The 25,465-nt window shown below is 23.3% G+C and carries 21 protein-coding genes; 8 read left to right on the top strand and 13 right to left on the bottom strand.

Annotated features, from left to right (window positions below; genetic code table 4):
* Positions 1-347 precede the first annotated feature (347 nt).
* The 3 genes from ACICQF_RS04345 to ACICQF_RS04335 all read left to right on the top strand — a co-directional run bounded on the left by ACICQF_RS04345 (position 348) and on the right by ACICQF_RS04335 (position 3,652).
* A complete protein-coding gene (locus ACICQF_RS04345) occupies positions 348-2,261 on the top strand; it encodes a hypothetical protein (RefSeq protein WP_342257388.1) in 1,914 nt (637 codons plus the stop codon).
* 21 nt (positions 2,262-2,282) lie between these two features.
* Positions 2,283-3,020: an Abi family protein gene (locus ACICQF_RS04340; protein ID WP_395472908.1), complete on the top strand. Its 738-nt coding sequence runs from the start codon at positions 2,283-2,285 to the stop codon at positions 3,018-3,020.
* Between the two features lie 155 nt (positions 3,021-3,175).
* Positions 3,176-3,652, top strand: coding sequence for a hypothetical protein (locus ACICQF_RS04335; RefSeq protein WP_395472907.1), 477 nt, complete (start codon positions 3,176-3,178; stop codon positions 3,650-3,652).
* 103 nt (positions 3,653-3,755) lie between these two features.
* Here ACICQF_RS04335 and ACICQF_RS04330 read toward each other — a convergent pair whose 3' ends face one another.
* Entirely contained in the window at positions 3,756-4,706 is a 951-nt protein-coding gene (locus tag ACICQF_RS04330) for an IS30 family transposase (RefSeq protein WP_395472906.1), read from the bottom strand.
* A gap of 627 nt (positions 4,707-5,333) precedes the next feature.
* Entirely contained in the window at positions 5,334-5,510 is a 177-nt protein-coding gene (locus ACICQF_RS04325; protein ID WP_395472905.1) for a hypothetical protein, read from the bottom strand.
* Between the two features lie 40 nt (positions 5,511-5,550).
* Between ACICQF_RS04325 and ACICQF_RS04320 the strand changes: the two genes are divergently transcribed.
* Positions 5,551-6,501 carry an IS30 family transposase gene (locus tag ACICQF_RS04320; RefSeq protein WP_395472746.1) on the top strand — a complete coding sequence of 317 codons (951 nt, stop codon included), beginning with the start codon at positions 5,551-5,553 and terminating at the stop codon, positions 6,499-6,501.
* Positions 6,502-6,683: 182 nt separating this feature from the next.
* On the opposite strand, the gene ACICQF_RS04315 is transcribed toward ACICQF_RS04320, so the two are convergent.
* Positions 6,684-7,982 (bottom strand): ankyrin repeat domain-containing protein, encoded by a 1,299-nt coding sequence (locus ACICQF_RS04315; protein ID WP_395472904.1) that lies wholly within the window; start codon positions 7,980-7,982, stop codon positions 6,684-6,686.
* Between the two features lie 217 nt (positions 7,983-8,199).
* Here ACICQF_RS04315 and ACICQF_RS04310 point away from each other — a divergent pair, with 217 nt between their 5' ends.
* Together ACICQF_RS04310 and ACICQF_RS04305 are read left to right on the top strand one after the other, a co-directional pair.
* Positions 8,200-9,006, top strand: coding sequence for an ISNCY family transposase (locus tag ACICQF_RS04310; protein WP_395472903.1), 807 nt, complete (start codon positions 8,200-8,202; stop codon positions 9,004-9,006).
* Between the two features lie 495 nt (positions 9,007-9,501).
* A complete protein-coding gene (locus ACICQF_RS04305; protein WP_395472902.1) occupies positions 9,502-10,452 on the top strand; it encodes an IS30 family transposase in 951 nt (316 codons plus the stop codon).
* Positions 10,453-10,464: 12 nt separating this feature from the next.
* Here ACICQF_RS04305 and ACICQF_RS04300 read toward each other — a convergent pair whose 3' ends face one another.
* The 9 genes from ACICQF_RS04300 to ACICQF_RS04260 all read right to left on the bottom strand — a co-directional run bounded on the left by ACICQF_RS04300 (position 10,465) and on the right by ACICQF_RS04260 (position 21,894).
* The gene (locus ACICQF_RS04300) at positions 10,465-11,808 is read right to left on the bottom strand and encodes a hypothetical protein (RefSeq protein WP_395472901.1); all 1,344 of its coding nucleotides are present in this window, start codon (positions 11,806-11,808) and stop codon (positions 10,465-10,467) included.
* 148 nt (positions 11,809-11,956) lie between these two features.
* Positions 11,957-13,177 carry a hypothetical protein gene (locus ACICQF_RS04295; protein WP_395472900.1) on the bottom strand — a complete coding sequence of 407 codons (1,221 nt, stop codon included), beginning with the start codon at positions 13,175-13,177 and terminating at the stop codon, positions 11,957-11,959.
* A gap of 17 nt (positions 13,178-13,194) precedes the next feature.
* Positions 13,195-15,183, bottom strand: coding sequence for a hypothetical protein (locus tag ACICQF_RS04290; protein ID WP_395472899.1), 1,989 nt, complete (start codon positions 15,181-15,183; stop codon positions 13,195-13,197).
* Between the two features lie 430 nt (positions 15,184-15,613).
* Positions 15,614-15,898, bottom strand: a complete 285-nt coding sequence (locus ACICQF_RS04285; RefSeq protein ID WP_395472898.1) for an HNH endonuclease signature motif containing protein — start codon at positions 15,896-15,898, stop codon at positions 15,614-15,616.
* Between the two features lie 88 nt (positions 15,899-15,986).
* Positions 15,987-18,389 (bottom strand): extracellular solute-binding protein, encoded by a 2,403-nt coding sequence (locus ACICQF_RS04280; RefSeq protein ID WP_395472897.1) that lies wholly within the window; start codon positions 18,387-18,389, stop codon positions 15,987-15,989.
* Entirely contained in the window at positions 18,389-19,492 is a 1,104-nt protein-coding gene (potB, locus tag ACICQF_RS04275) for a spermidine/putrescine ABC transporter permease (protein WP_395472896.1), read from the bottom strand. Before potB ends, ACICQF_RS04280 begins: the two co-directional genes overlap by 1 nt.
* Position 19,493: 1 nt before the next feature.
* Complete coding sequence (gene potA / locus ACICQF_RS04270) at positions 19,494-20,546, bottom strand: spermidine/putrescine ABC transporter ATP-binding protein (protein ID WP_395472895.1); 1,053 nt, start codon at positions 20,544-20,546, stop codon at positions 19,494-19,496.
* A 20-nt stretch (positions 20,547-20,566) separates the two neighbouring features.
* Positions 20,567-21,100, bottom strand: coding sequence for a helix-turn-helix domain-containing protein (locus tag ACICQF_RS04265; RefSeq protein WP_338957168.1), 534 nt, complete (start codon positions 21,098-21,100; stop codon positions 20,567-20,569).
* A gap of 287 nt (positions 21,101-21,387) precedes the next feature.
* On the bottom strand, positions 21,388-21,894 hold the full coding sequence (locus tag ACICQF_RS04260; protein ID WP_395472894.1) for a hypothetical protein: 507 nt from the start codon (positions 21,892-21,894) through the stop codon (positions 21,388-21,390).
* A 236-nt stretch (positions 21,895-22,130) separates the two neighbouring features.
* Here ACICQF_RS04260 and ACICQF_RS04255 point away from each other — a divergent pair, with 236 nt between their 5' ends.
* Entirely contained in the window at positions 22,131-23,081 is a 951-nt protein-coding gene (locus ACICQF_RS04255) for an IS30 family transposase (protein WP_395472893.1), read from the top strand.
* Here the strand turns inward: ACICQF_RS04255 and ACICQF_RS04250 are convergent.
* Positions 23,078-23,314: a hypothetical protein gene (locus ACICQF_RS04250; RefSeq protein WP_395472892.1), complete on the bottom strand. Its 237-nt coding sequence runs from the start codon at positions 23,312-23,314 to the stop codon at positions 23,078-23,080. The genes ACICQF_RS04255 and ACICQF_RS04250 overlap by 4 nt on opposite strands.
* A 513-nt stretch (positions 23,315-23,827) precedes the next feature.
* Here ACICQF_RS04250 and ACICQF_RS04245 point away from each other — a divergent pair.
* Complete coding sequence (locus ACICQF_RS04245; RefSeq protein ID WP_395472891.1) at positions 23,828-25,378, top strand: hypothetical protein; 1,551 nt, start codon at positions 23,828-23,830, stop codon at positions 25,376-25,378.
* Positions 25,379-25,465: the final 87 nt, after the last annotated feature.

Genomic DNA, 25,465 nt, shown 5'->3' with positions numbered 1-25,465 from the left:
TTAAATTTACCAATTGTTGGTGACACTAAGTATGGGTCAACAATAGTTACTCCTAATAAAATTGCATTATTTGCTTATTATTTGTCATTTAATGATTTAGAAGAACCATTTACTTATTTGAATGATCAAAATTTTATAATAAAAGATTTAAAAACAGATTTAATTAAACAGATTAAAAAAGAAAAATGATAAAATTAATCTATACTAATATATAGATTACGTTTTTATTTTTTTGCTATTTTTTTATTTTTAATAGTGATTAATAATATTGAACTTTTAATTTTGGGTTGTTAACATATTTAAGTAAAAAACAAAATTAATTTTATTTATATAGATTGGGTGAAGTAATGACAACTAAAAAAGGTATTTTTAATACAATTGTTGGTGTTATCATGACAATTGTTATCTCTATTTTACAGTTAACTTTTCTTTATGTTACTGGTTTAGCATACGGTGAAAAAATTAATGGTTTAATTCGTGTTATTATTTCTTTTTTGACTTACTTTAGTTTGACAGAAGGAGGACTTGGTTTAATTACCATTTTTTCTTTATATCGTCCTTTACAAAATGATGATTATGAAACCGTCAACGATATTATTAATACGACAAGAAAAAATTATCATCATTCAGGAAGAATATATTTAATTATTCTTGTCAGTGCTGGTTTTATTTTAGGATTAGCTAGTGTTCATTTACCAGAAATTGGTTTAGATATGGAAATTCCTTTTTGACAAGTAGCACTTATTATTATTTCTTTAGGATCACGTGAATTAATCTTTTTTTATTTTAGTGGTGCTTATCAAAATTTAATTCAAGCTGATCAAAAAGGTTATTTAAATCGTTTAATTTTTATTTTTTCAGAGATTATTATGTATATTTTACTAATGACGTTATTAGTTATTAGAAAATCTGATGGTAAACCAATAGATATGTATATTCCTTTTTTTGCTTATTTTGTTTGTGGTGTATTAAAAGCATTTGTTACTTTTATCGTTATTAAAATTGAATATCCATGATTACAACATAAAAAATGAACACAACAAAAAAGGATGCTAAAACAATCATGATGAGTAGCCCTGAATCGTTTACCTGACATGATTATTTCTAACATTGATATTATTTTAATTACTTTATTTTTATCACTGACAACAACATCAATTTACACTATTTATATTATTATTGCCACAACAATGCGCTCAATTGCTTTAATTTTAATTAGTTCTTTTCGCGAAGTTTTTGGATATTGAATTGCCAAAAGTGGACGAATTAGATGAACTGTGTATACTAAATTTGAGTTATATGCTTATATGATTGCTGGTTTTTTATTTATTAATCAATTTATTATTACTCAATATTTAGTGTCTGCTTTAAGTATTACAAATATTAATAATTCTGATGGTAATTTTGATTCTTCAAAAAATCTTTTTATTAATTTATTTTTGTCACAACCATGATTTATTTTACTTTTATCTTTAAAAAATACAATTCAAGTGGCAACCGAACCAGGAAAAGTTATTGTAAATGCTACTGTAAAACACAAAGAAACAATTTGAGGTTCATATATTCAATCAATAATAAATCTTGTTTTAGGTGTTATTTTGGGTTGAATACTATCAAATTTAGGTTGAAAACATCAAAGTTATCAATATTTATCATTAAGTTTATATATGATTCTTTTATCAAGTTGTATTGGTTGAGTTTATCGTTTAATTTCAATCTGAGTTTATGTTTGAAAACATTTGACGTATAATAGTGATTTACGTTTTATTATTCAAAATACTTTAGTGTTAATTATTCCAATTTTAGCAGTAACATTATTTGGATGTCTTTATTTCTTTGATAAATATCCACCAACATATAATTTCACAGATTATAGTTTTGTATTACGAGTTATCGGTTATTCATTATTATATTCATCAATTTTAATTTTTGGTTTAGCAATGACTATTAATTTTCGTCAGTTTTGATCAATTTTTAATTTTAAGAAATTCTTTACTAATTTATTTTCACGTAAACGTAAGCAAAAAGCATTTATGAATCAAGAAGTACAAGAATTTTTTAAAGATAGTAATAAACCTAAAAATAACTTTACTAATAAAACATTTGATTGAACTGCTACTTATCAAAGTACCAATATGAACGTTGATGACTTTATTGAACAAGAGTTGTTACGAAGAAAAAAAGAAGTAGATATTAAAAGTGAAACAAAAGAATCTGAAAATTCTTCTATTCGCGTTGGTATTTATAAAATTAGAGGTTAGTTTATTTAAGGAGTGAATTACATGTTATTAAATGAAGAATGATTTGCAGAAAATATTGTTGAAGAAAAATATTTAGAATTATTAAAGCGTAATTATCCTCAACATCAACTTAAAGATTTATTATTATTAAACATTGATTTACGTTTATTGTATTTAAAACATATTTTAATGATTGAAAATTCTTTAAAAAATGCTTTATTACATCAACTTTTTAATGATAATGTTCAAAATTTAGATAATGCTACTTTTCTTAATCCAGAACACCTAGCTCAAATGAAAACAGCTTTACGTTTGATTCGTGCTGGTTATAATAAATATAATAGAAGTGGTGTTTTAAAATCACGAACAATACGCAGTTTAATAGAAGTTATGTCATTTGAATGAACAATGAAATTATTACAAACTTTAAATGATAAAAGTATCGCTAAGATTGCTCATTATTTTGATATCAAAGAATTTAATGATAGTAAAATTTTATTAGAACAGTTAGAGTATATTAAAGATGTTCGTAATTATTTATCACATAATTTTAAAGTATTAGCAATTCAATTTAAGTATAAAGAACGGTTCGCTTATTATGAACAAACTTTAAATGCCAATAATGATCATCATTATTTGCACTTATTAATTACTCGTTTTTCTAGTAAAAACCAATTACTAGTGCCATTTAATGTTGATTATGAAAATTTATTTAATAGTTATGATGTTAAAATTCATGATTGTGTTAAGGAAGATAATCAAAGTATAATCCATACTTAGTATAGAAAAATTATTAAATTTTAGTAGATTTAATTTAATAAGTATATTATAATTATATCAATTAATTACTAGTTTAAAATAAACCATTGTCATTTAAAAATGACAATGGTTTATTTTATTTAGAATTAATGAAACTTGAAGAAAGTAGGAAAAAAATGAAATCAGAGTATAATGAAAAAAAAGATTTAAATATTACAGAATTAAAACGACTTGATTTATTAAAAGAGTTATTTTCCGAAGAAATTATTAGTAAAAAAAATCTTTTTCAGATAATGAATCATTTTTATAAAAACTTAGAAGTAAAATATAAAGGTATATCTAATTATTTTGCTCCAACTATTGAAAAAACTGAAAATAGTATATTACTTAATACAATTTTTAATTTAAATAAAATGAAAATCACAGATAATATACAAAAGGGTTTTTTAAATTGTTTATTATTGAAAGGTAATGCTGAACAATTATATGCAAGTTTGTTAAAAATATCAGAAGTACAAAAGGCGCTTGATCAATTTATTGAAAGAAATAGTCAATCAGTTACAAAAAGTTTTTCTGCAACAGTAGTATTAGATATCAATAAAGAAGATACAGTATCTACTTCCGTTATTGAAAAAAATAATATTTCTTTATAATTAATTATATTTATAAACTTAAAATATTAGAAAATAATAAAAAAACATTAAAGAAAATGGCTTAAATATTTAAATATTTGCTAAATTGTAAAGGTAAGTGCAACTAAATTATTTTTCTATCCAAATATTCGATTGGTGAAAGATAATTTAATATTTTTCTCGGTCTTTGGTTTAAAGACAATATAAATTTATGAACTTCATTTTTATTAGTTTTTGAAAAAATAAATTTTTTAGGAAATTTTTCTCTAATTAAACCATTAGTATTTTCATTAGTACATCTTTGTCAAGGTGAATATGGATTGGCAAAATAAATTTTTACATCTAAATTTTTTTCAAGTTGTTGTCAATTTGAAAATTCTTTGCCACGATCAAAAGTAATAGTTTTAACAATGTTTTTAGGAAGAATTGATAAATAATAACTGACATTTTTATTAATAACTTTAGTAGTTCTGTTTTTAACTAATATTGCTAAAGTAAATCGTGATACTCTTTCAACTAAAGTTATTAAACATGATTTGCTTTTGCCTCTTGATGATACTATAGTATCTCCTTCTCAATGACCAAGTGTTATACGATCATTAACATTTATATCTCGTTCTTTAATTGATTTACCATTAAACTTGCCACGATTCTCTTGAGATTTTCGTTTTTTACCTTTTCTTCTTAAATTTTTACTAGTAACTTTATCAAGCATTCCAAAATAAATTCAAGTATAAATTGTTTTAAAACTAATAACTCACTCTTTATGAAAATTTTTAATTCTGCCATAAATTTGTTCAGGTGATCAACCTAATAGTAATTTTTGTTGTACATATTTTACTAAATTCTTATTTTTAAACTTATGAAAACTAATATGTGATTGTTTTCGATTTTCAGCTTTATTTTGTGCAATTAATGAAAAATAATGATTATTATCTTTATTTCTATTAATTTCTCGAATAATAGTACTAATACTTCGATTAAGATTTTTAGCTATTTCACTAATTTTAAATTTAAATTTCAATTGATTCTCAATATAAATCCTTTCATCTATGCCAAGATGTTTATAACTCATATAAAAACTCCTTACTTTTTTCTAAACTAAATTTATCATTATGAAATTTTTATATGAGAATTTTTTGCAATTTTATTTACTTGCACTTACAAGTATAATTCAGCATTATTCATAATTTATTTATATTTTTTTCTGCTTAATTAATATTCAAAAACATTTATTACAAGTTTTATTTGCAAATGATGAATTTTTATAACATATATCACAAGAACTAATTTTTCTATAATTTCTACTATATTTCATAAGCATTTTATTCCTTTCTTTAATTTTTACTTACAGTAATTAATAAAATTATTAATCCAATTAAAGTTGAAATTAAAGTAATAATTATTTTTATTTTCAAGAACTTTTTTTGATGTTCTTTTGCTATTTTTATTTTTTGTTCTATTAATTCTTTTTTTGTCTTTTTCTTCCATTTTTACTTTCTTTTCTAATATATTCTATTGCTTTTAGCAGCATAAAGAATATATATTTTTATTTTTAGATTATTAATACTATTAATTATATTTTTTAAGAAAAATGGGCTCAAAAATAAATTATGAAATTTTAAAAAACATTAAGGCATTCGATTCAATATTTATTTAATTTGCGTTTAACAAATTAATATTTTAATTGAACCGGCACCGCTTAATTTTTTTTACAAGTTTGAAATTTATTTTTTCGCCCAAAAAAATTTTTCAAAAAACAATAAAAAATAAAACCAACACTTGCTCACTGGGGAGTGGCAAGGTTGGTTAAATGCTGAATTATACTTGTAAGTGCAAGTAAATAAAATTGCAAAAAATTCTCATATAAAAATTTCATAATGCTAAATTTAGTTTAGAAAAAAGTAAGGAGTTTTTATATGAGTTATAAACATCTTGGCATAGATGAAAGGATTTATATTGAGAATCAATTGAAATTTAAATTTAAAATTAGTGAAATAGCTAAAAATCTTAATCGAAGTATTAGTACTATTATTCGAGAAATTAATAGAAATAAAGATAATAATCATTATTTTTCATTAATTGCACAAAATAAAGCTGAAAATCGAAAACAATCACATATTAGTTTTCATAAGTTTAAAAATAAGAATTTAGTAAAATATGTACAACAAAAATTACTATTAGGTTGATCACCTGAACAAATTTATGGCAGAATTAAAAATTTTCATAAAGAGTGAGTTATTAGTTTTAAAACAATTTATACTTGAATTTATTTTGGAATGCTTGATAAAGTTACTAGTAAAAATTTAAGAAGAAAAGGTAAAAAACGAAAATCTCAAGAGAATCGTGGCAAGTTTAATGGTAAATCAATTAAAGAACGAGATATAAATGTTAATGATCGTATAACACTTGGTCATTGAGAAGGAGATACTATAGTATCATCACGAGGTAAAAGCAAATCATGTTTAATAACTTTAGTTGAAAGAGTATCACGATTTACTTTAGCAATATTAGTTAAAAACAGAACTACTAAAGTTATTAATAAAAATGTCAGTTATTATTTATCAATTCTTCCTAAAAACATTGTTAAAACTATTACTTTTGATCGTGGCAAAGAATTTTCAAATTGACAACAACTTGAAAAAAATTTAGATGTAAAAATTTATTTTGCCAATCCATATTCACCTTGACAAAGAGGTACTAATGAAAATACTAATGGTTTAATTAGAGAAAAATTTCCTAAAAAATTTATTTTTTCAAAAACTAATAAAAATGAAGTTCATAAATTTATATTGTCTTTAAATCAAAGACCGAGAAAAATACTAAATTATCTTTCACCAATCGAATATTTGGATAGAAAAATAATTTAGTTGCACTTACCTTTACAATTTAGCAAAAATGATGATATTTTTATTGGAACAAGACTTGGACCTGATAGTGGCAGAGAAGGACGATTATATAAAATGAAAAAATTTTGTATATAAGTACAAACAAAAAAACAGATTCAAAGTATAAAAATAAAAAACACCCTTGAAAGTGTTTTTTATTTAAATTATGCAACTAATTTCTTTTCAGAAGCTGTGCTTGATGATGCTAATGGTTCATTTTTATTCACTTTATTTGCGTCAAAAGGACTAACTTCTTCATCTAAATCAATACCAGAATCATCAAAACTTACATTTCTTAGTTTTTTTTCTAAAATTGCATTTTCTCTTATTAAAATACTAATTTTTTCTTTAAAAAAATCAATCTCTTGTTCCTTGGCTCTTAGCATATTATCTAAAGTTGTAAACTTACTAACATTTTTTTCATTACGTTCATTTTGAACTTTTTTATATTCGTTATTTTCAAAATCTAATTCTTTAATTCTCTCTTCATTTTTTTCTAAAATTTGTTCCAATTCTTTAATCTTAGTCTTATTTTTATCTATTTTTTGCTTTATTTTTTCATATTTTTCGTTCATATCTTGCAATTTTTTTTCCTTACTTTGTAACTCTTTTTTTAATTGTTTAGTTTCATTTCTTAATACTTCATTTTCTGTTCGTAATTTTTTTTCTTTATCAATCATTCTTGCAAGTTCTTGAATATGATTTTTTATCTTATCTCTTTCTGTTGATAATTGCACAACTTTTTTAAAGTTAATTTCAAAATAATTAATTAATTTTTTAGTAATTTTTCTCTTGTAAAAACCAAATGTTAAAATGTTTAATCATTTTCTACTTTTTCTTGCATTTTCTAATGCTTTACGTTCAATTACTAAAGCATCAATGTCTTTTTCTAATTTTGATAAGTTATCAATACAACTTTTAAATTCATTATTGAATGAATTTCTAACAAAAATTGAATATTCTAATTTTTCAAGTTCCTCTAATTTACTTGTAAATTGCTTATATAATTCTCTATTAGCACTATTTATATTTTCAAAACTAAATAATGATAATAATAAAGAAATTATAAATATTATTTCTTTATGATCCTTCTTTTCGCCAATTTCTAAAGGAGTATCACCATTTTTATTTTTAATATCTATACTAGTATTAATACCACTTGCTTTAATGAGTAGTTTTACCATTTCAATATCTTGTTTTATAACTGCCAAATGTAAAGGGGTATTACCATCTATATCTTCAATATCTAATTTTGCACCAAGTGAAATCAGCTTTTTAACACTTCTTATTTGCCCTTTTCAAACAGCGATATGTAATAATGTTTCTTTATTTTGATTTTGCATATCTAGGGGAACACCTTTATTAATTAAATAATCAAAATCCCTATCATATCTAATAATATCATTATCAGTATTACTTTGTGAGTTTTTTTCATTTTTTAAAAATTCATTTTTAAGTGCCATTTTATATTTCTCCTAACAAAAAAACTCATTTACCTTAAAATTAAAGTAATGAGTTAAATTAAAACTTATATTAAATAAATATTTTTGTTAATACTAACATATTTTAAAACTTTTGCAATATATAATTTATTATTGTGTCATTATTTAGTGATAATTTCCTATTAGTTATCGAGCAAAAATTTCCCAAAAGTAAAGTTAAATATACTTGGTGATAAATATGGAAAGAAGCATGACTATGAAAGAAAAATATAAGTTTAATATTATAAATGACATTATTATTAATAAATTATCTAAACATCAAGCTAAGAATAAACTTAACCTAACTATTAGAAGAATTAACCAATTAATTCAAATTTTCAATAAAGAAGGTAAAGTTGGTTTTATTCATAAATCCCGAAATAAAATTTCTAATAAAACAACAAATTTTGAAATCAAAATTAAGATTATAAATTTATATAAAACCAAATATTATAATTTTAATTTTCAACATTTCCATGAGAAATTAAACAATGAAGAAAAAATTAAAATTTCATATAGTACACTTTATACTATATTAATTAAAGAAAAAATTACTTCACCAAAAAGACATAAAAATAAGAAAAATAACTTGCATCCTACAAGAAACCGAAGAACAAATTTTGGTGAATTAATTCAAATGGATGCAAGTAATCATCATTGATTTGGTAAGGATAAACCAAAAGCTTTTTTACATGCTGCAATTGATGATGCTACAGGCAATATTGTCGGACTATGATTTGATCATCAAGAAACATTAGATGGTTATTATAATGTTTTTTATCAAATTTTAACTAAATATGGCATACCAAAAACATTTTATACTGATAATAGAACAGTTTTTGGATATAAAAAACAAATCGATGCTGGCAAAATAAACACGGAAAATGATACTTATACTCAATTCCAAAAGTCTTGTAATGATTTAGGTGTTGAAATTATTAGAACTTCCATTCCACAGCTAAGGGTAGAATCGAACGCTTATTTGGAACACTTCAAAGTCGCTTAATTAGTGAACTTAGACTTAATAAAATTAAAAATTTAGAAGAAGCTAATCAATTTCTTAAAATATATATAAGTATTTTTAATAAGCAATTTGCCTTACCTATTGATAATAATAAATCTGCTATGATTAAAGCTCCAAACCAAGAAGAAATAAATATTTATCTTTCAAGATTTTCTAAAAGAAAAACGGATAGTGGTTAAACTATAACATATTATGGTAAAAAGTATTTTCCTTATAAAAATAGCAAAGTTCAATACATACAACCTAGAACTGATGTAATTGTACTTAAATCGTTTATTTTTATTAATGAGTTATATCTTAGTTATAATCATCAAATATATGAATTAAAAGAAATAGCACCAAAACCAATTATCAAAGAAGAGTTGATAAAAACGCTGAATTATACTTGTAAGTGCAAGTAAATAAAATTGCAAAAAATTATCATATAAAAATTTCATAATGCTAAATTTAATTTAGAAAAAAGTAAGGAGTTTTTATATGAGTTATAAACATCTTGGCATAGATGAAAGGATTTATATTGAGAATCAATTGAAATTTAAATTTAAAATTAGTGAAATAGCTAAAAATCTTAATCGAAGTATTAGTACTATTATTCGAGAAATGAATAGAAATAAAGATAATAATCATTATTTTTCATTAACTGCACAAAATAAAGCTGAAAATCGAAAACAATCACATATTAGTTTTCATAAGTTTAAAAATAAGAATTTAGTAAAATATGTACAACAAAAATTACTATTAGGTTGATGACCTGAACAAATTTATGGCAGAATTAAAAATTTTCATAAAGAGTGAGTTATTAGTTTTAAAACAATTTATAGTTGAATTTATTTTGGAATGATTGATAAAGTTACTAGTAAAAATTTAAGAAGAAAAGGTAAAAAACGAAAATCTAAAGAAAATCGTGGCAAGTTTAATGGTAAATCAATTAAAGAACGAGATATAAATGTTAATGATCGTATAACACTTGGTTATTGAGAAGGAGATACTATAGTATCATCACGAGGTAAAAGCAAATCATGTTTAATAACTTTAGTTGAAAGAGTATCACGATTTACTTTAGCAATATTAGTTAAAAACAGAACTACTAAAGTTATTAATAAAAATGTCAGTTATTATTTATCAATTCTTCCTAAAAACATTGTTAAAACTATTACTTTTGATCGTGGCAAAGAATTTTCAAATTGACAACAACTTGAAAAAAATTTAGATGTAAAAATTTATTTTGCCAATCCATATTCACCTTGACAAAGATGTACTAATGAAAATACTAATGGTTTAATTAGAGAAAAATTTCCTAAAAAATTTATTTTTTCAAAAACTAATAAAAATGAAGTTCATAAATTTATATTGTCTTTAAATCAAAGACCGAGAAAAATATTAAATTATCTTTCACCAATCGAATATTTGGATAGAAAAATAATTTAGTTGCACTTACCTTTACAATTTAGCATTCATAATATTATTAAATGTTATATTATTTAATTTAATATCAGAATATGAAGTTGATCCTAAAAAAGTAGCTGTCATTATATGTCATTTTCAATAAATATTATTATCATCATGTCAAAGTTCTAAATAAATATCAATGGCAGTTCCTACACCTCCTGGGTAATTTGGATCATATGGTGGTCACGTACTAATATTGACTTGAAAAATTGAATTATCAATATCTTTTTGTTGATTAGTTTTTATATTTGTTGTTGTGACTTGAGAATTTAGAGATTTATAGTCTTCTTTACCACTTCCCGTTGAAACTTTTAAATATGAATTAGCATCAAAATTAAAAGTTGGATATTTATTAGTAAAAGTATTTCAATCACTTGCATAGTCAGTTCATTTTACTATTGTATATGTATTAGAATAATCACTATAATTTGAACTAAATCAATTATATGAGTCATTTCATTTATAATTTAAGATATTTTCTATATTTGATTTATCAAATTCAGTATAATAAACTTCAATTAAATTATTATCTTTATCAAAAATATAATTAATTGAATAATTTTTATCATTTACGTTCATTGGTGCACTATATATAAAATTAAAAACATTATTATTGCTACTAATTAAATTAATAATAATATTAATTAAATTATCATTAATTTGCCCTTTTAAACTACTTTGTGTCATAAAATATTGGCCTATTTTATTAGCAATAGTATTATCAATTAAATTATTTTTTGCTGCTTTTGCAATATAATATAAACCTAATGTTTCACTTAAACTACTACTATGTTCAACTTTATCAGCACCTGCTTGTTGCGAAATATCAATATGTTTTTCAACTCCACCAAATTGAATATATTGTCAATCAGTATTATCACCACTAAAATATTTGTTAGAATATTCACTTTTACTATATGGATTATATTTATCTTTAACTGTGGTAATTTTTTTATGAGTAATCATTTCTTGTTTAGTAGCATCAACTTCGACTTTATCTTTTGGTGGTATTACAGTATCCTTTTTATAAACTAATTCACCTTTATTATCAACAGTAAATAATGTTCGTGCTGATGTCTTACCATCACTTAATAAATAATCAGCATGACTAGTATCATAACTATAATAGTTATTATCTATTTGATTAGTAATTCAATCACTACTACTTAAATAACCATATTGATTATTCAACACTGAAGATAAAGTATCATTTATTGATGATTTATTTGTAAATAGTTTATTAACAGTAGTGTTAGTAACATCAATAGTATTAATAATACTACTTGTTAAAGTTAATGTTGTTAATGTATTTAATGTTATTAGTAATTGTTTCATGTTACATTCTCCTTTCGTTTTAAGTTTACTAAAAATTATTTTATAAAAAATATCTGACTAATCTATACTAAATATAACACTTTATTAATTTTATTTAAGAAGATTAATAAAATGCTTATTTTAAAAACTAAATTTAGTATGTAAGTACTTAATTTCATTGAGAAATACTTTTAATATAAAATGTATTAATTAAAGAAGGATGTCATATATCTGTACCATAACAGTCAATATGAATTATTATTCCATTAACACCCACATTATTTAAAAATTTTGTTAAATTAACTTTAAATATAGAATTTCAAAAATTTTTAAAAGTTCAATTATCACCAATTTCATGCTCCATATTACTATAATCAAATAAGTTTCCATTAATAAAATACTTATAAATTACATCTCAATTATTTTGATTATTAATTAAATAATATAAATCCTGATAATTAATATAAATATCACCTGTATAATCAACTGAAGCAAAAGGACCAGGACTAACATGAGTTTCAAAATTACTTGTATTACTTTTTTCGTAACTATAATGATTATAATTTAACTCAATAATATTATTATTATGATCAAAAATATAACTAATGACATAACTTGTATCATCATTTGAAAATGGCATATTTAACATAAAATTATAAACGTATTTATTATTAATAATTAAATCAATAATTTTAGTAATTAATTCATTATTAATTTTTCCTTTTAAACTACTTTGTGCTATAAAATATATTCCCAAATTAATAGCAACTGACTGACTAATCTTATTTTCAATTACTGCTTTAGCAATATAATATAAACCTGATGTTTCGCTTAAACTATTGCTATATTCAACTTTATCAGCACCTAATTGTTGTGAAATATCAATATGTTTTTCAACTCCACCAAATTGCAAATATTGTCAATCAGTATTATCACCACTAAAATCAGTAGATGAATACTGACTATTACTATAAGAATTGTAATTTGCTTTAACTGTAGTTATTTTTTTATGACTAATCATTTCTTGCATCGTATTTTCAATATTTAATTTTTGATCAGCAGGAATAATAACATCAGGATTATAAATTAAAGTTCCTTCATTATTTACTAAAAAAACATCTCTTGCATTAGCAAAAGTATAACTTTTTAAAGCTGATGTGTCATAACTATAAAACTTATGATCAGTTATTGAATGATTAGTTATTATATCACTATCATTTAAATAGCCGTATTGATTATTAAATAATGAAGTTACAGAATCACTTATTGATGATTTATTTGCTAATAATTTATTAATGGTAGTATTAGTATCATCAATAGTATTAATAATACTATTACTTGCCAAAGTTAATGTTGTTAATGTACTTAAAATGATTAATAATTGTTTCATATTACTTTTTCTTTTTTTTAACTTACTAACTGGTAATTAAAATTAAAATTAAAATCAGGGAATGTTAAAGTAGCACGATCACTAATAGTTTTGCCAGCAAACCTTTCTGATAAATCAAGAGTATAAAGTGTATTATCTTTAGTTGGTTGTGTTTCGCTGTCAGTAAATACTAGTTTTACATTATTTAACTCTCAACCTGATTTTGTTGTTACTGAAACATCGGTTTCTAGAAAAATACTTTTTGTTTGAGTAATTAAATCTCAGAAATTATTTACCTTACCACCTTTAATATCTTTACTAATATCAACTGACATACCACTTGGTTTTGTGTCACCATCTAATAAATAATTCATAGTGAACTGTCCAGTAAATGCATTCTCAACTGGACGATAAGAATTGTTATTAATTGTATTTAATAAACTATCTTTATTAGTAATTCAATTACCTAATAAATTATCTTGTTCATAAAAATGTTGATCTTCTTGTAAAATATTTGCATCTTGACCATCTTTTAATCAAATACCTTTTAATGCAAAATCTTTTGGCGAAGGATAATTACCAGTAATATTATTTTTATTATGACCATGAACAATAGCTTTAGCACTTAAAGAACCATCTAATTTATAACTATTATCAGCAGCTTTTATTGTTATTTCAATATTTTTACCTAATTTATTATTAAAAATATTATTACCAACATTTAAATTTGTTGATATTGTATAATCACTATCTTTAATATTAAGATCTGAATAATTTTTTTGGAAATAAGATTGACAAATCTTCTTTACACTCTCAATAATTTGACTATTAACAAATTTAACATCTTCTTCTGATAATTTACTATCGGCATTAATAAAATTACCATTTTTATCTTTTTGATTATCTAAAGTAATTTGAAAGTTTTTATTATCTTTATCATTATTATATTGTGTTTCAATTTCATTAGTTAATTCTTTCATGCTACTTAAATCAGCAATATCATTTTTAACATTTATAGTGCAATTATCTTTTTTTCCTGTAAAATTTCAAGGATTATTATCTAAAGACGTAATTGAAAATTGAACAGGAACAGATGTAGTAAAATTTTTTGGTTCTGAACTATTTTGAAATTCAATTTCGTAATAATTATGTTTAATTTCTTTTTTGGGTACATTTAATGCTTTACTTAAAGTTGTTTCAAATTGATCTTGAATTGTTGGAATTAATCATTTATCTTTTATTGAATCAATAGTAGCATTTTCAGGATTAGTAATATTAATAATTTTATCAGGAAAGTTAACTGGTAAACTAGCAATATTAATTGCAACTTGATTTATAATATTAATATTAATTTCGATATTAACGTTAGTATTTTCAATACCAAAAATTGATGCTTGATCATTAGTTGTTAAATTTAAAACATAACTTTTAGACTCATTAAAGTTCTTTGGCAAAATAAAAGAAGTATTAGTTATCGGCTTTTTATCCTTACCAACAGTAAACTTAACTGCTGGATTATAATTAGCATTTAAGAAAAAATTAATTGGTAATAAAGTTAAATTATCATTATCAATATCACTTTCAATTTTAGGATCAGTTTTTTGTAAATTATTATCAATACTACTTAAAACATTTGTAAAATCAATATTACCATTATCAGCAGCATTTTCAATAACATTAAAATTAACAATATTTGTTGATTTACTAAAATAAGCAATAGTAGAATTTAAACTAATAGGTTTAGAGTTACGATGATGCTTTTGATAATAATCATCTCATAATTTATTATTAGAATTCGGATTAAATTCAGAATTATTGAAAGCAGCAGTAGTATGTAAGAGTAATATCGTAGTAACTGTTGTAGAACCAAATGCTAATAAATACAACGAAAATAATAAGATTCTTTTCTTCTTATTTTTTTTAACATTAATTGTATATATTGAATTAGATCCTGTTTTTATTTTTTTATGTTTATCCTGATTAACCATATCTTTACTCGGGCTATTACTATTTATTTTATATTTCATTTTAACAATCCTTTCCTAGCATTATTTTTAAAATAATCTAAAATGAAAAATATAGCTTAACGCTTTAACTTGCTATTTTTAACTAAAATATTAAAATAGGAAAAAATATTAAAATACTTTAAACCTTAGTTTTAATAAAATAAAACTAAGGTTTAAAGTAAACCAATTAAATTTAGTTTTTATATTTTAATATTAATAATTTTAATAATCATATAAACTTTGCTATACACCTATTAAAATTATAAGGAAAGAAATACTCTGTCCTTAAAAATAATATTACACTTATTATAAAAAAAGACAATATTCTTTTTAAAAAAAGATTGAATATTTTTAATTAAAAAGAACACTAATAATAAAATAATTTTCAAAATAATTTTTCTTAATTAAGATAAAAATTAAATTAAATAGTCATTGAATTTTTAAATTATGATTAATTTTTTTTAATATTACATTCAACATGCATTGGTTGTAAATTTTCTAAACTATTATTATTTGGATCACCATCAATGTGATCAATATTTCAAGCAAATGCTGAAGTTGGTTGTTCACCTTGATAAGCACCTTTTATCATTGGCAAACAACACCACGGACAAGGAGCTTGCACATTCAATGTTCAAAATTCAGATAATCCTTTAAAATATTTCTCCATTTTTTGAACAGAATAGTTTCATATTTTTTCTTTGTCTTCTTTTTCTCACTTTTTACGACGTGCCACAATGAATTAACCCCTTTCGTATTAAATTATACTATAAGTTACAATATTTTTTTATATTTTTTTAAACTTAATATTACAATTTATTTTATTAACGTGCTAATAATCTATTATAAGCAGTTTGCATTTGTGGGTCAAAACTACGAGTATATAAACCGTTAAAATATCCTTCATGATGCTTACTTGGATCTAATGGATTGGGTAATTGGCCATTTTTTGGAATATATACATGCTTTCAAATTTCTGCTGAAAAATTAGTACTAACTTCATCCATGGCTGCTTGTAAAGGTGAAGTATAACCAAATTCACTACTTAAATCAACTTGTGTTTGTTTTTGCATTATATAATTAATAAATTTAAAAGCTAAATCTTTATGAGGAGAATCTTTACTAATTACCATATCATCATTTCAAACATTAGTCCCCATATATGGTCTAACAACAAGGTACTTACCATTATAAGAATCAGGATCATCAGCAATTGCAGATAATAAATCACCGTTATACATCATTGCTACATCCCACTTATTTTCATTACTAATTTCATCAACAATATCATCATTTAATAATTTTGTATTTTTATTTTTGATAACTGGTTCTAACCAGTCACTTGCATCTTTAATTTCAATTGGACTATGAGCATTAATATTATCACTAAATTCATTTCCTACTTGATTATATTGACCTGAACCGTTATTTTCTCCTCATTTATTTTTATAGTGTAAATCAGTAAGCGCAGTCATAAATAAGTTATGCATATCATCATTTAAAACGATACGTTTACCTAATTTTGCAGCATCTGTTAAAACACTTCATTGAACATTTGAACCATCAGCTTTAATACCAAGATCACTAAGATTATTTGTATTAGTAGTATTAATTACTAATACAACATCACCTCAAAAATAAGGAATACTATAACTATTTAAACCAAATTCATTTAAAATTCCATCACTATTTTCAACTCGATAATTATTCATTAATTCATATAAATCATGATTAATATCTTCATTGGGATTAAAATTAATTCTACTATCATACTCAATATCACCTACAGAATTTTTTGATGCAATTGGAAAAAGTCTATCTTCACTTGCTAATTTAGCCACCATATAATCACTAGGAACCATTACATCATAACTAGTAGTATACAATTTAGCATACAATGATTCATTATCATCAAAAGTTGAATATTTTATTTTAACTTGATATTTATTTTCAAATTCTTTTAAAATATTGGGATTCATATATTCGCCTCAATTAGCAATTGATAAATCATAAACATTAGTATAAATGTAGAAAGCACCCAAACTAATAAAACTTGATAATAAGATGATACTAATCATAATTAATTTTCACGGTCATAGTAAAAAACGATATTTCTCTCTTCTTGATTTTGAGCGTTCTTCTTTTAACTCTTTCTTTTTTTTAATCTTATTCTTTATATGTTCAATTCAAATTGATTCCATCTCAAGTTTTGCTTCAAGTTTAGAAATTTGATTAATAAGTTTCGGGTGATTTTTAATATAATCCTGAATTTTAATAATATCTTGCTCAGTTACAATTTCAAAATTACCATCACTATATAATGATTTACGTTTTCTACCTTTACTCTTAACCTTTTTATAGTTAAAACCATTTAATTGTAAATAATATTTAGTTAACAATTTCTCAGTTTTAATAATTTTTTTATCATGATAAATACCTTTATCAATTTTTTCATTACGTTGTTTAATTTGTTTTTTGCAAAGAACATAAGTATTTCAAGAAATAATAAGTACTGCAATTAATAAAATAATTATTGTTGAAAAAGCATTAATATAAGGCTTAATTCGTTTTAAAGAATAAATAAAAGTTGAAACGTTAGAAGTATTACCGCCAGTAAAATAAGAAATTAAAAAATCATCAAAACTCATAGCAAACGCAATAGCTGCTCCAGCAATAATTGCTGGTTTAATTGTTGGTAATACAATTTTGCGTAACGTATATCAAGGTGTCGCACCTAAATCTTGACTTGCTTCTAATTGTGACATATTTATTGATCTAATTTTTGGTAAAACAGTAATAATAACATAAGGAATATTAAAAGAAATATGAGCGAAAATTAATGTTCCAAGACCAAAACTAAAACCAAATGCCATAAATAATAACATTAAAGAAACAGCAGTAACAATATCAGCATTAACTAAAGGAATATTAGTAATCCCTAAAGTAATATTACGTGTTATTTTTTTTGTTTTACTTAAACCCAAAGCAGCAAACGTACCAATAATAACAGCAACAAAAGTAGAAATAAAAGCAACAATTAATGTTACACTAACCGATTCTCAAAGTTCACTTTGTTGAAATAAATCGTAATAAGGTTGCAATGATCAAGAATTTCAACTACGAACTGAATCGCCACCATTAAAAGAGAATATCATTAAAACTAAAATTGGAGTATAAAATAATAAAAATATAATAGCTAAATAACTATTTTTAAAAAAAGATCTCATTAATTAATACCTCCTATTTTTTTACCAGTAGCTCAACTACCAATCGCTTTTAAAGTAAAAATAATAATTAAAACAATAATACCTAAAATAACAGAAATAGCAGCACCATAAGCAAAATTAGCACCACGATAAAAATATGATTCAATAATATTTGCAATTAAAATAGTTTTTCCTTCACCAATATATTTAACTACTACTAGTGAAGTCATAGCACTTAACATCATTAAAGTAAAACCAGAAACAATACCAGGCACTGAAAAACGAAAGGTAACTTTTCAAAATGTTTTCATCTTAGAAGCTCCTAAATCTTGACTTGCTTCTAATAAATTGCGATCTGTTTTTTCTAAAGAATTATAAATTGGTAAAATAACGAAAGGCATAAACATATAAACCATTGCTAAAATAATACCAATTGGAGTTCCTAATAAAACATTAGGACCTAAAATACTAAAAATAATTTGTAATCCAATTGTACGTAATAAAATGTTAATTCAAATTGGTAAAGTAACTAAAACTCAAATATTTTTTGAAGCAATTTTTGTTGACATAAAAGCTATAATATAAGCAATGGGATAACCAAAAATAACAGCAATTAAAGTGGCAACAAATGAATAACCAATTGAACGTAATAAAACCATAACATAACTATTTTCTTTAAAAAAAACATTAAAATTACTAAATGTAAAACGAAATATTCAAGCATTATTAGTTGCTTTAATAATTGAATATAAAATTACAATTAATAATGGCAATACAATTAAAATTACCATCACCAATAAATATGGATAAGCAAGCGTAACTCATGATTTAAAACCAAAATTTACTGATTTATCTTTGATTTTATTTTTAATAAAACTTATTTTTTGGTTTGTTTTTTTTCAACATAACAATGCTTTTTTCTTTTTTACTCGTTTCATTTTCGATTTATTTTTTGCTACTTCTTGTAAAGAAACATTATTTTTTTTAAGCTTAAACCATTTTTTAAATCTATACTTTTTTTTATTTTGATTATCAATAATTTTTTCTGGATTTGAATTATTAACTAACATATCTTGTGATTTTAAAATTTGTGTTTTAATATTACGTTTAAACAAATTTTTCATTTTACTCTTCAATTTCCTTTCACATAACATGAATATCTTCAACATTTCATTTTAAACCAACACGGTTACCTACTTCAAAATTATCAGTAGTATGAACTATCCATTTGCGTTTATTAGTAATAATTTCAATTTCTCATAATAATCCTTTAAAAGCAATAGTTTTAATAGTTCCATCAAAAAAACCACTACCTGCATTAACTAAATCAATATCTTCTGGTCGAATAACAATATCAATATTACGTTCTTGTTCACCAAAACCAGTATCAGAGCATGCAAATTTTTTACCGTAAAAACGAACACAATAATCATTAACAAATACACCATTTTCAATAACATTCGAGCTACCAACAAACTGTGATGTTCATTTATTTTCAGGCTCATTGTAAATATCTTGTGGTGTCCCAATTTGTTGAATTTGACCTTGATTTAAAACAACTACCCGATCTGACATAATAAATGATTCTTCTTGATCATGAGTAATAAAGATAAAAGTAATATTAATTTCTTCTTGAATTTTTTTTAATTCTACTTGCATTTGTTGACGTAATTTCAAATCCAAAGCAGCAAAAGGTTCATCTAATAATAAAATTTTAGGATTAAGAACTAATGCTCTAGCTACTGCTACTCTTTGTTTTTGACCACCAGATAAATCATTAACATCTTTATCTTCCATACCATTTAATTTAACCAAATCTAAAGCTTTTTTAACTTCTTTTTTGATTTTTTCACGATCAATTTTTCTTAACTTTAAACCATAAGCAATATTATCAAAAACATTTAAATGTGGAAATAAAGCATAATTTTGAAAAATAGTATTTATTTCTCTTTTATGAATTGGAATTTTAGTTAAATCCTTACCTTTAAACAATAATTGACCATTGTTTGGTTGTTCAAAACCAGCAATAATCCTTAATAATGTTGTTTTACCACAACCACTAGGCCCAAGAATGGTAAGAAATTCACCTTCATGAATATTTAAACTAATTCCTTTTAAAACAACTTTACCATCATATTCTTTGGTAATATTACGTAATTCTAAAATATTTACACTCATAATTTCCTCCTTTAAATGGTTTAAAAAATTGGTGGATTTGAAACTCATAAAATAGTTGCAATTGAATTATTGGGATTTTCTAAATAATGTTTTTCATTACCTTTAATATAAAATGCTTCATTAGCTACTGCTTTTACTCTAGTTGCACCATAATGAACAAATACTGTTCCACTTAATACATATCCAAAGATCTGACCTTGAAATGGCGGAATTTTATTTGAATTACCAAATGGTTTTAAACTTAAAATTACTGGTTCTAATGTTAATTTTTGAGCATTAGGAATAATTCATTTTATTTGATAATCTTCTTCGTCACTAACAGTAACATCTTGTGATTTAAAAACTATTTTTTCTTTTACTTCACCAGCAAAAAAGGTTGATAATGGACAATCAAAAATGTCTAAAATACTTTTTAGTGTTTCAATACTAGGTGAAGAAACATCATGCTCTAACTGACTAATAAATCCCTTTGATAAATCACAACGTTTCCCTAACTCTTCCATAGTTAAATTGTGTTTCAATCTTAAAGTTTTTAACTTTCTTCCAATTTTCATATTGATTATTTTCTCCTTTTGTTTATTTATACTAAACTTTAAGTTAAATAATACAAATAAAATTATATAATATTTTTTTAAAAAAACAATTATTTATTTTATTTTTAATAAATAAAATAAATATAAAATTATTAGTGTAAAAATGTGTAATAAAAAGAATATTTTTTTCATTTTTCTACTATAAAATTAAAATAAAATTTATTACTTTATTTTAAAGTAATAAATTTAAAAAATATATTTTATTTTTTTAGTAAAGAAGAAATTGATGTGTTTTAATAAATTACCTTTTACATTGTTGATGTATTAGAATTGTATACACTTGTTGAAGAATATAAATTTTCTAAATTTGAATTTATAATTTTTTTTGAACCTTCAAAATCTAATTTTTGCTCTTCTTGTTTTTCATCATCTTTTTTTGCTAACATTTGAGTTATTTCAAAACCACCATCGATAGCACCACTAATGGAACCAACAGCAGCTCCACCAGCAACTAAACCAATAATAGTAGGAGTACCAAGAATAGCAACCCCTCCGGCTGCACAAGTAATAGAGGCTACATTAGTAACAATATTAGCAACATCACCCCCATCATCACCAGTAACAATAGTAGCAGCATTAGCAACCGTAGAGGCAACTAAATTAACAGCCGCAACACCAATACCAACAACTTTTGCAGCGCCAGTAACAACTCCAATAGTACTACCCGCTGCAACACCCGCTGCAATAAGTTCAATGGGAGTAACATTATTTTTTACTTTATTATTTAATTTTTCTCTTTTTTCCATAACGGGCATATCTTTTAATCTTCCTTATTTGAAATTTAGAATAAAAAACCTATTTACTTTAAAATAAAGTAAATAGGTAAAAAACTTATATTAAGTTTGATGTTATTATAACATAATACATTAGTATATATTAATATTCATGCTGAATTATACTTGTAAGTGCAATTAAATAAAATTGCAAAAAATTCTCATATAAAAATTTCATAATGCTAAATTTAGTTTAGAAAAAAGTAAAGAGTTTTTATATGAGTTATAAACATCTTGGCATAGATGAAAGGATTTATATTGAGAATCAATTGAAATTTAAATTTAAAATTAGTGAAATAGCTAAAAATCTTAATCGAAGTATTAGTACTATTATTAGAGAAATTAATAGAAATAAAGATAATAATCATTATTTTTCATTAATTGCACAAAATAAAGCTGAAAATCGAAAACAATCACATATTAGTTTTCATAAGTTTAAAAATAAGAATTTAGTAAAATATGTACAACAAAAATTACTATTAGGTTGATCACCTGAACAAATTTATGGCAGAATTAAAAATTTTCATAAACAATGAGTTATTAGTTTTAAAACAATTTATACTTGAATTTATTTTGGAATGCTTGATAAAGTTACTAGTAAAAATTTAAGAAGAAAAGGTAAAAAACGAAAATCTAAAGAAAATCGTGGCAAGTTTAATGGTAAATCAATTAAAGAACGAGATATAAATGTTAATGATCGTATAACACTTGGTCATTGGGAAGGAGATACTATAGTATCATCAAGAGGCAAAAGCAAATCATGTTTAATAACTTTAGTTGAAAGAGTATCACGATTTACTTTAGCAATATTAGTTAAAAACAGAACTACTAAAGTTATTAATAAAAATGTCAGTTATTATTTATCAATTCTTCCTAAAAACATTGTTAAAACTATTACTTTTGATCGTGGCAAAGAATTTTCAAATTGACAACAACTTGAAAAAAATTTAGATGTAAAAATTTATTTTGCCAATCCATATTCACCTTGACAAAGAGGTACTAATGAAAATACTAATGTTTTAATTAGAGAAAAATTTCCTAAAAAATTTATTTTTTCAAAAACTAATAAAAATGAAGTTCATAAATTTATATTGTCTTTAAATCAAAGACCGAGAAAAATATTAAATTATCTTTCACCAATCGAATATTTGGATAGAAAAATAATTTAGTTGCACTTACCTTTACAATTTAGCATACAGTTCAATACTACTGATTGTAAACATTCTTTTTCTAATCCTAATAATTGCTTTGAAATAGTTATTTCTGTTGTTAATTCTTTACGAAATACTTGTGTTGCTGCTACTCAAAGTATTTTTAACGCAGCCGCTTTTTTATTAGGTGATGTTTTTAACTTTAATCTATCTAAATGACTAATCTTTGTTTGACTTTTTTCTTTATTCATAAATTTTCTCCATTCAAATTAATAATCTTATTTAATTTTATTATATGACCAAGTTCTCCATTAATACCTAATATTTTAACTATTAATAAATTCATTATTTAAATAACATAGTTATTCGAAAATTATTATTTTTATTTATTTTACTGTTTTATTTAACATATCTTTTTATCTTCCTTTTCTCTAAAACTTTAATTTAATAAAAATTCCTAATATAGATAAATTTCTATATTAGGAATTAACTTTATTAAATTAGTAATTAAAATTATAGTTTATTTTTTTAGTCTATCAATAAATATGCTTATTACTAATTTTATTAACACTATAAAATGTAAGTAAATATTATCATCTTAATAAAAAGACTTTCATTTTATTTAAAAACTAATATTAATAGTCAATAATATATTAATATTATTCATTTTTCCAGTCCAATTAATTACACGACACTATCTTAATTTTTAATTTGATATAATTATAAAAAGAGTAAGTATATTAAAAATAGATTGGGGTATTTTTATGATAGAGGAAATAAATTCTAGTTCAATGAAAGAACCAAAAATTTATCGTATTGGTCTATATAGCAAATTAACAATTCTTATTAATGGCCTTATAATTACTACGAGTTTAATGATAGGTTGGGCTTTATGAGCAACTATTGGTCGAGATGCAATTGATAACTATATTAAATGATTCAATAATCCACAACAACCTAATTCTAATTTACAAATTAGTTTCAATATAATAAGTATTATTGTTTTCATAGTCTCTGGTTTATCTTTAGCATTAGTAGTCGTACCTTTTATTTTTTTAAAAACTAAAAATAGTGTATCAGCACTTTTTTGTTTAATAAGTTTTATTTTTTCAGCAATATTTGTTATCTTTCTTATTGTATTTTTTATTTTTAGATTTAAAACTTTTACTTTCTTAGCTAATAAAAAAGACGGCGAAATAATAAATACAACTGGTAACTTTCTAATAGCTTTTTTACCATGAATGTTGGCTGAACTATTTGCAATACTTTTATTAATCCACAGTCTCTGATTAATTATTAATATTACCTCTAAATACAAATCAAATACACTATTAATGCCTATTGTTAAACCAAAAGCAAAACAAGAAACAGTAATAGCAAAACAAGAAGTTGATGATACGATAACGCTTCCTAACGTCGTACCAATACCAGTACCTCAAAATAACGAAGAACAACAAGTAGCAAACCAAGAAACTAACAATACTGTTATTAAGCAAGATCTAACACAAGAAAAAATAATCACTAACCCTTCAACAGCAACTGTCCATTATACTAATCATGAACTATCACAAACACCAACGCAAGCTGCTTATCATGCCGAAACTGTTTCACCAACACCAGGTACTCTTACTAATCTTAAATCCGAATCTATTACAAATGAAGAAGAAATTAATGATAATATCGAAAATGCAACAACATATTCAGAGCCAACAGTTGAAAAAACAAGTGTAGAAGATACAACAATATATTCAAAATCACCAACAACAGAAAGTAATATTAATAGCGAAACTAATTACCAACCAAAAAATCAAGGTGGTTTTGATGTTAAAGACAGTAGTTATTATGAATCTGAAACATATAATTTTAATGAACAAGCAACAACAATAACTGTTGAAGAAAAACAACCAATAATAGAGAAAACAAATACAAATACAAAAAAAGAAACAATCGAAGTGCAAAAAGTTACTACTCACCATTGAACATTAGAACAAATTGAAGCTGTTTGAGAAAAAGCGGAAATAATTGATGGTGTTAGTGATAAATTATATCGTAAAGATTATGGTGGTGCTTGAATGTTTCGTGATTCATTTACCACTGATTATAGCGCAGCAGATAACTTAGAAACTTACTCTTGAACTATTGTTCTACATCGTCCTACTAGTCAACAAGGAACAACTGAATTATATAATCTAGATCCAATGAATATTGTTAATGCAAAAAGTAAAGGTGAAAATTACCCTTCTTGAAAAACTAAAATTTCTTCAAAAGGAAATAAAAATATTGCAAAAGAACAACATTGAAAAGCACGAACATAAATATAATAAAAAAGATTTATTTTAAAATAAATCTTTTTTATTATGCTGAATTATACTTGTAAGTGCAAGTAAATAAAATTGCAAAAA

The sequence above is a fragment of the Spiroplasma endosymbiont of Nomada rufipes genome, from assembly GCF_964277355.1.
Classification (GTDB): domain Bacteria; phylum Bacillota_I; class Bacilli_A; order Mycoplasmatales; family VBWQ01; genus Spiroplasma_E.
This window is presented reverse-complemented; position numbering and strand designations above follow the sequence as displayed.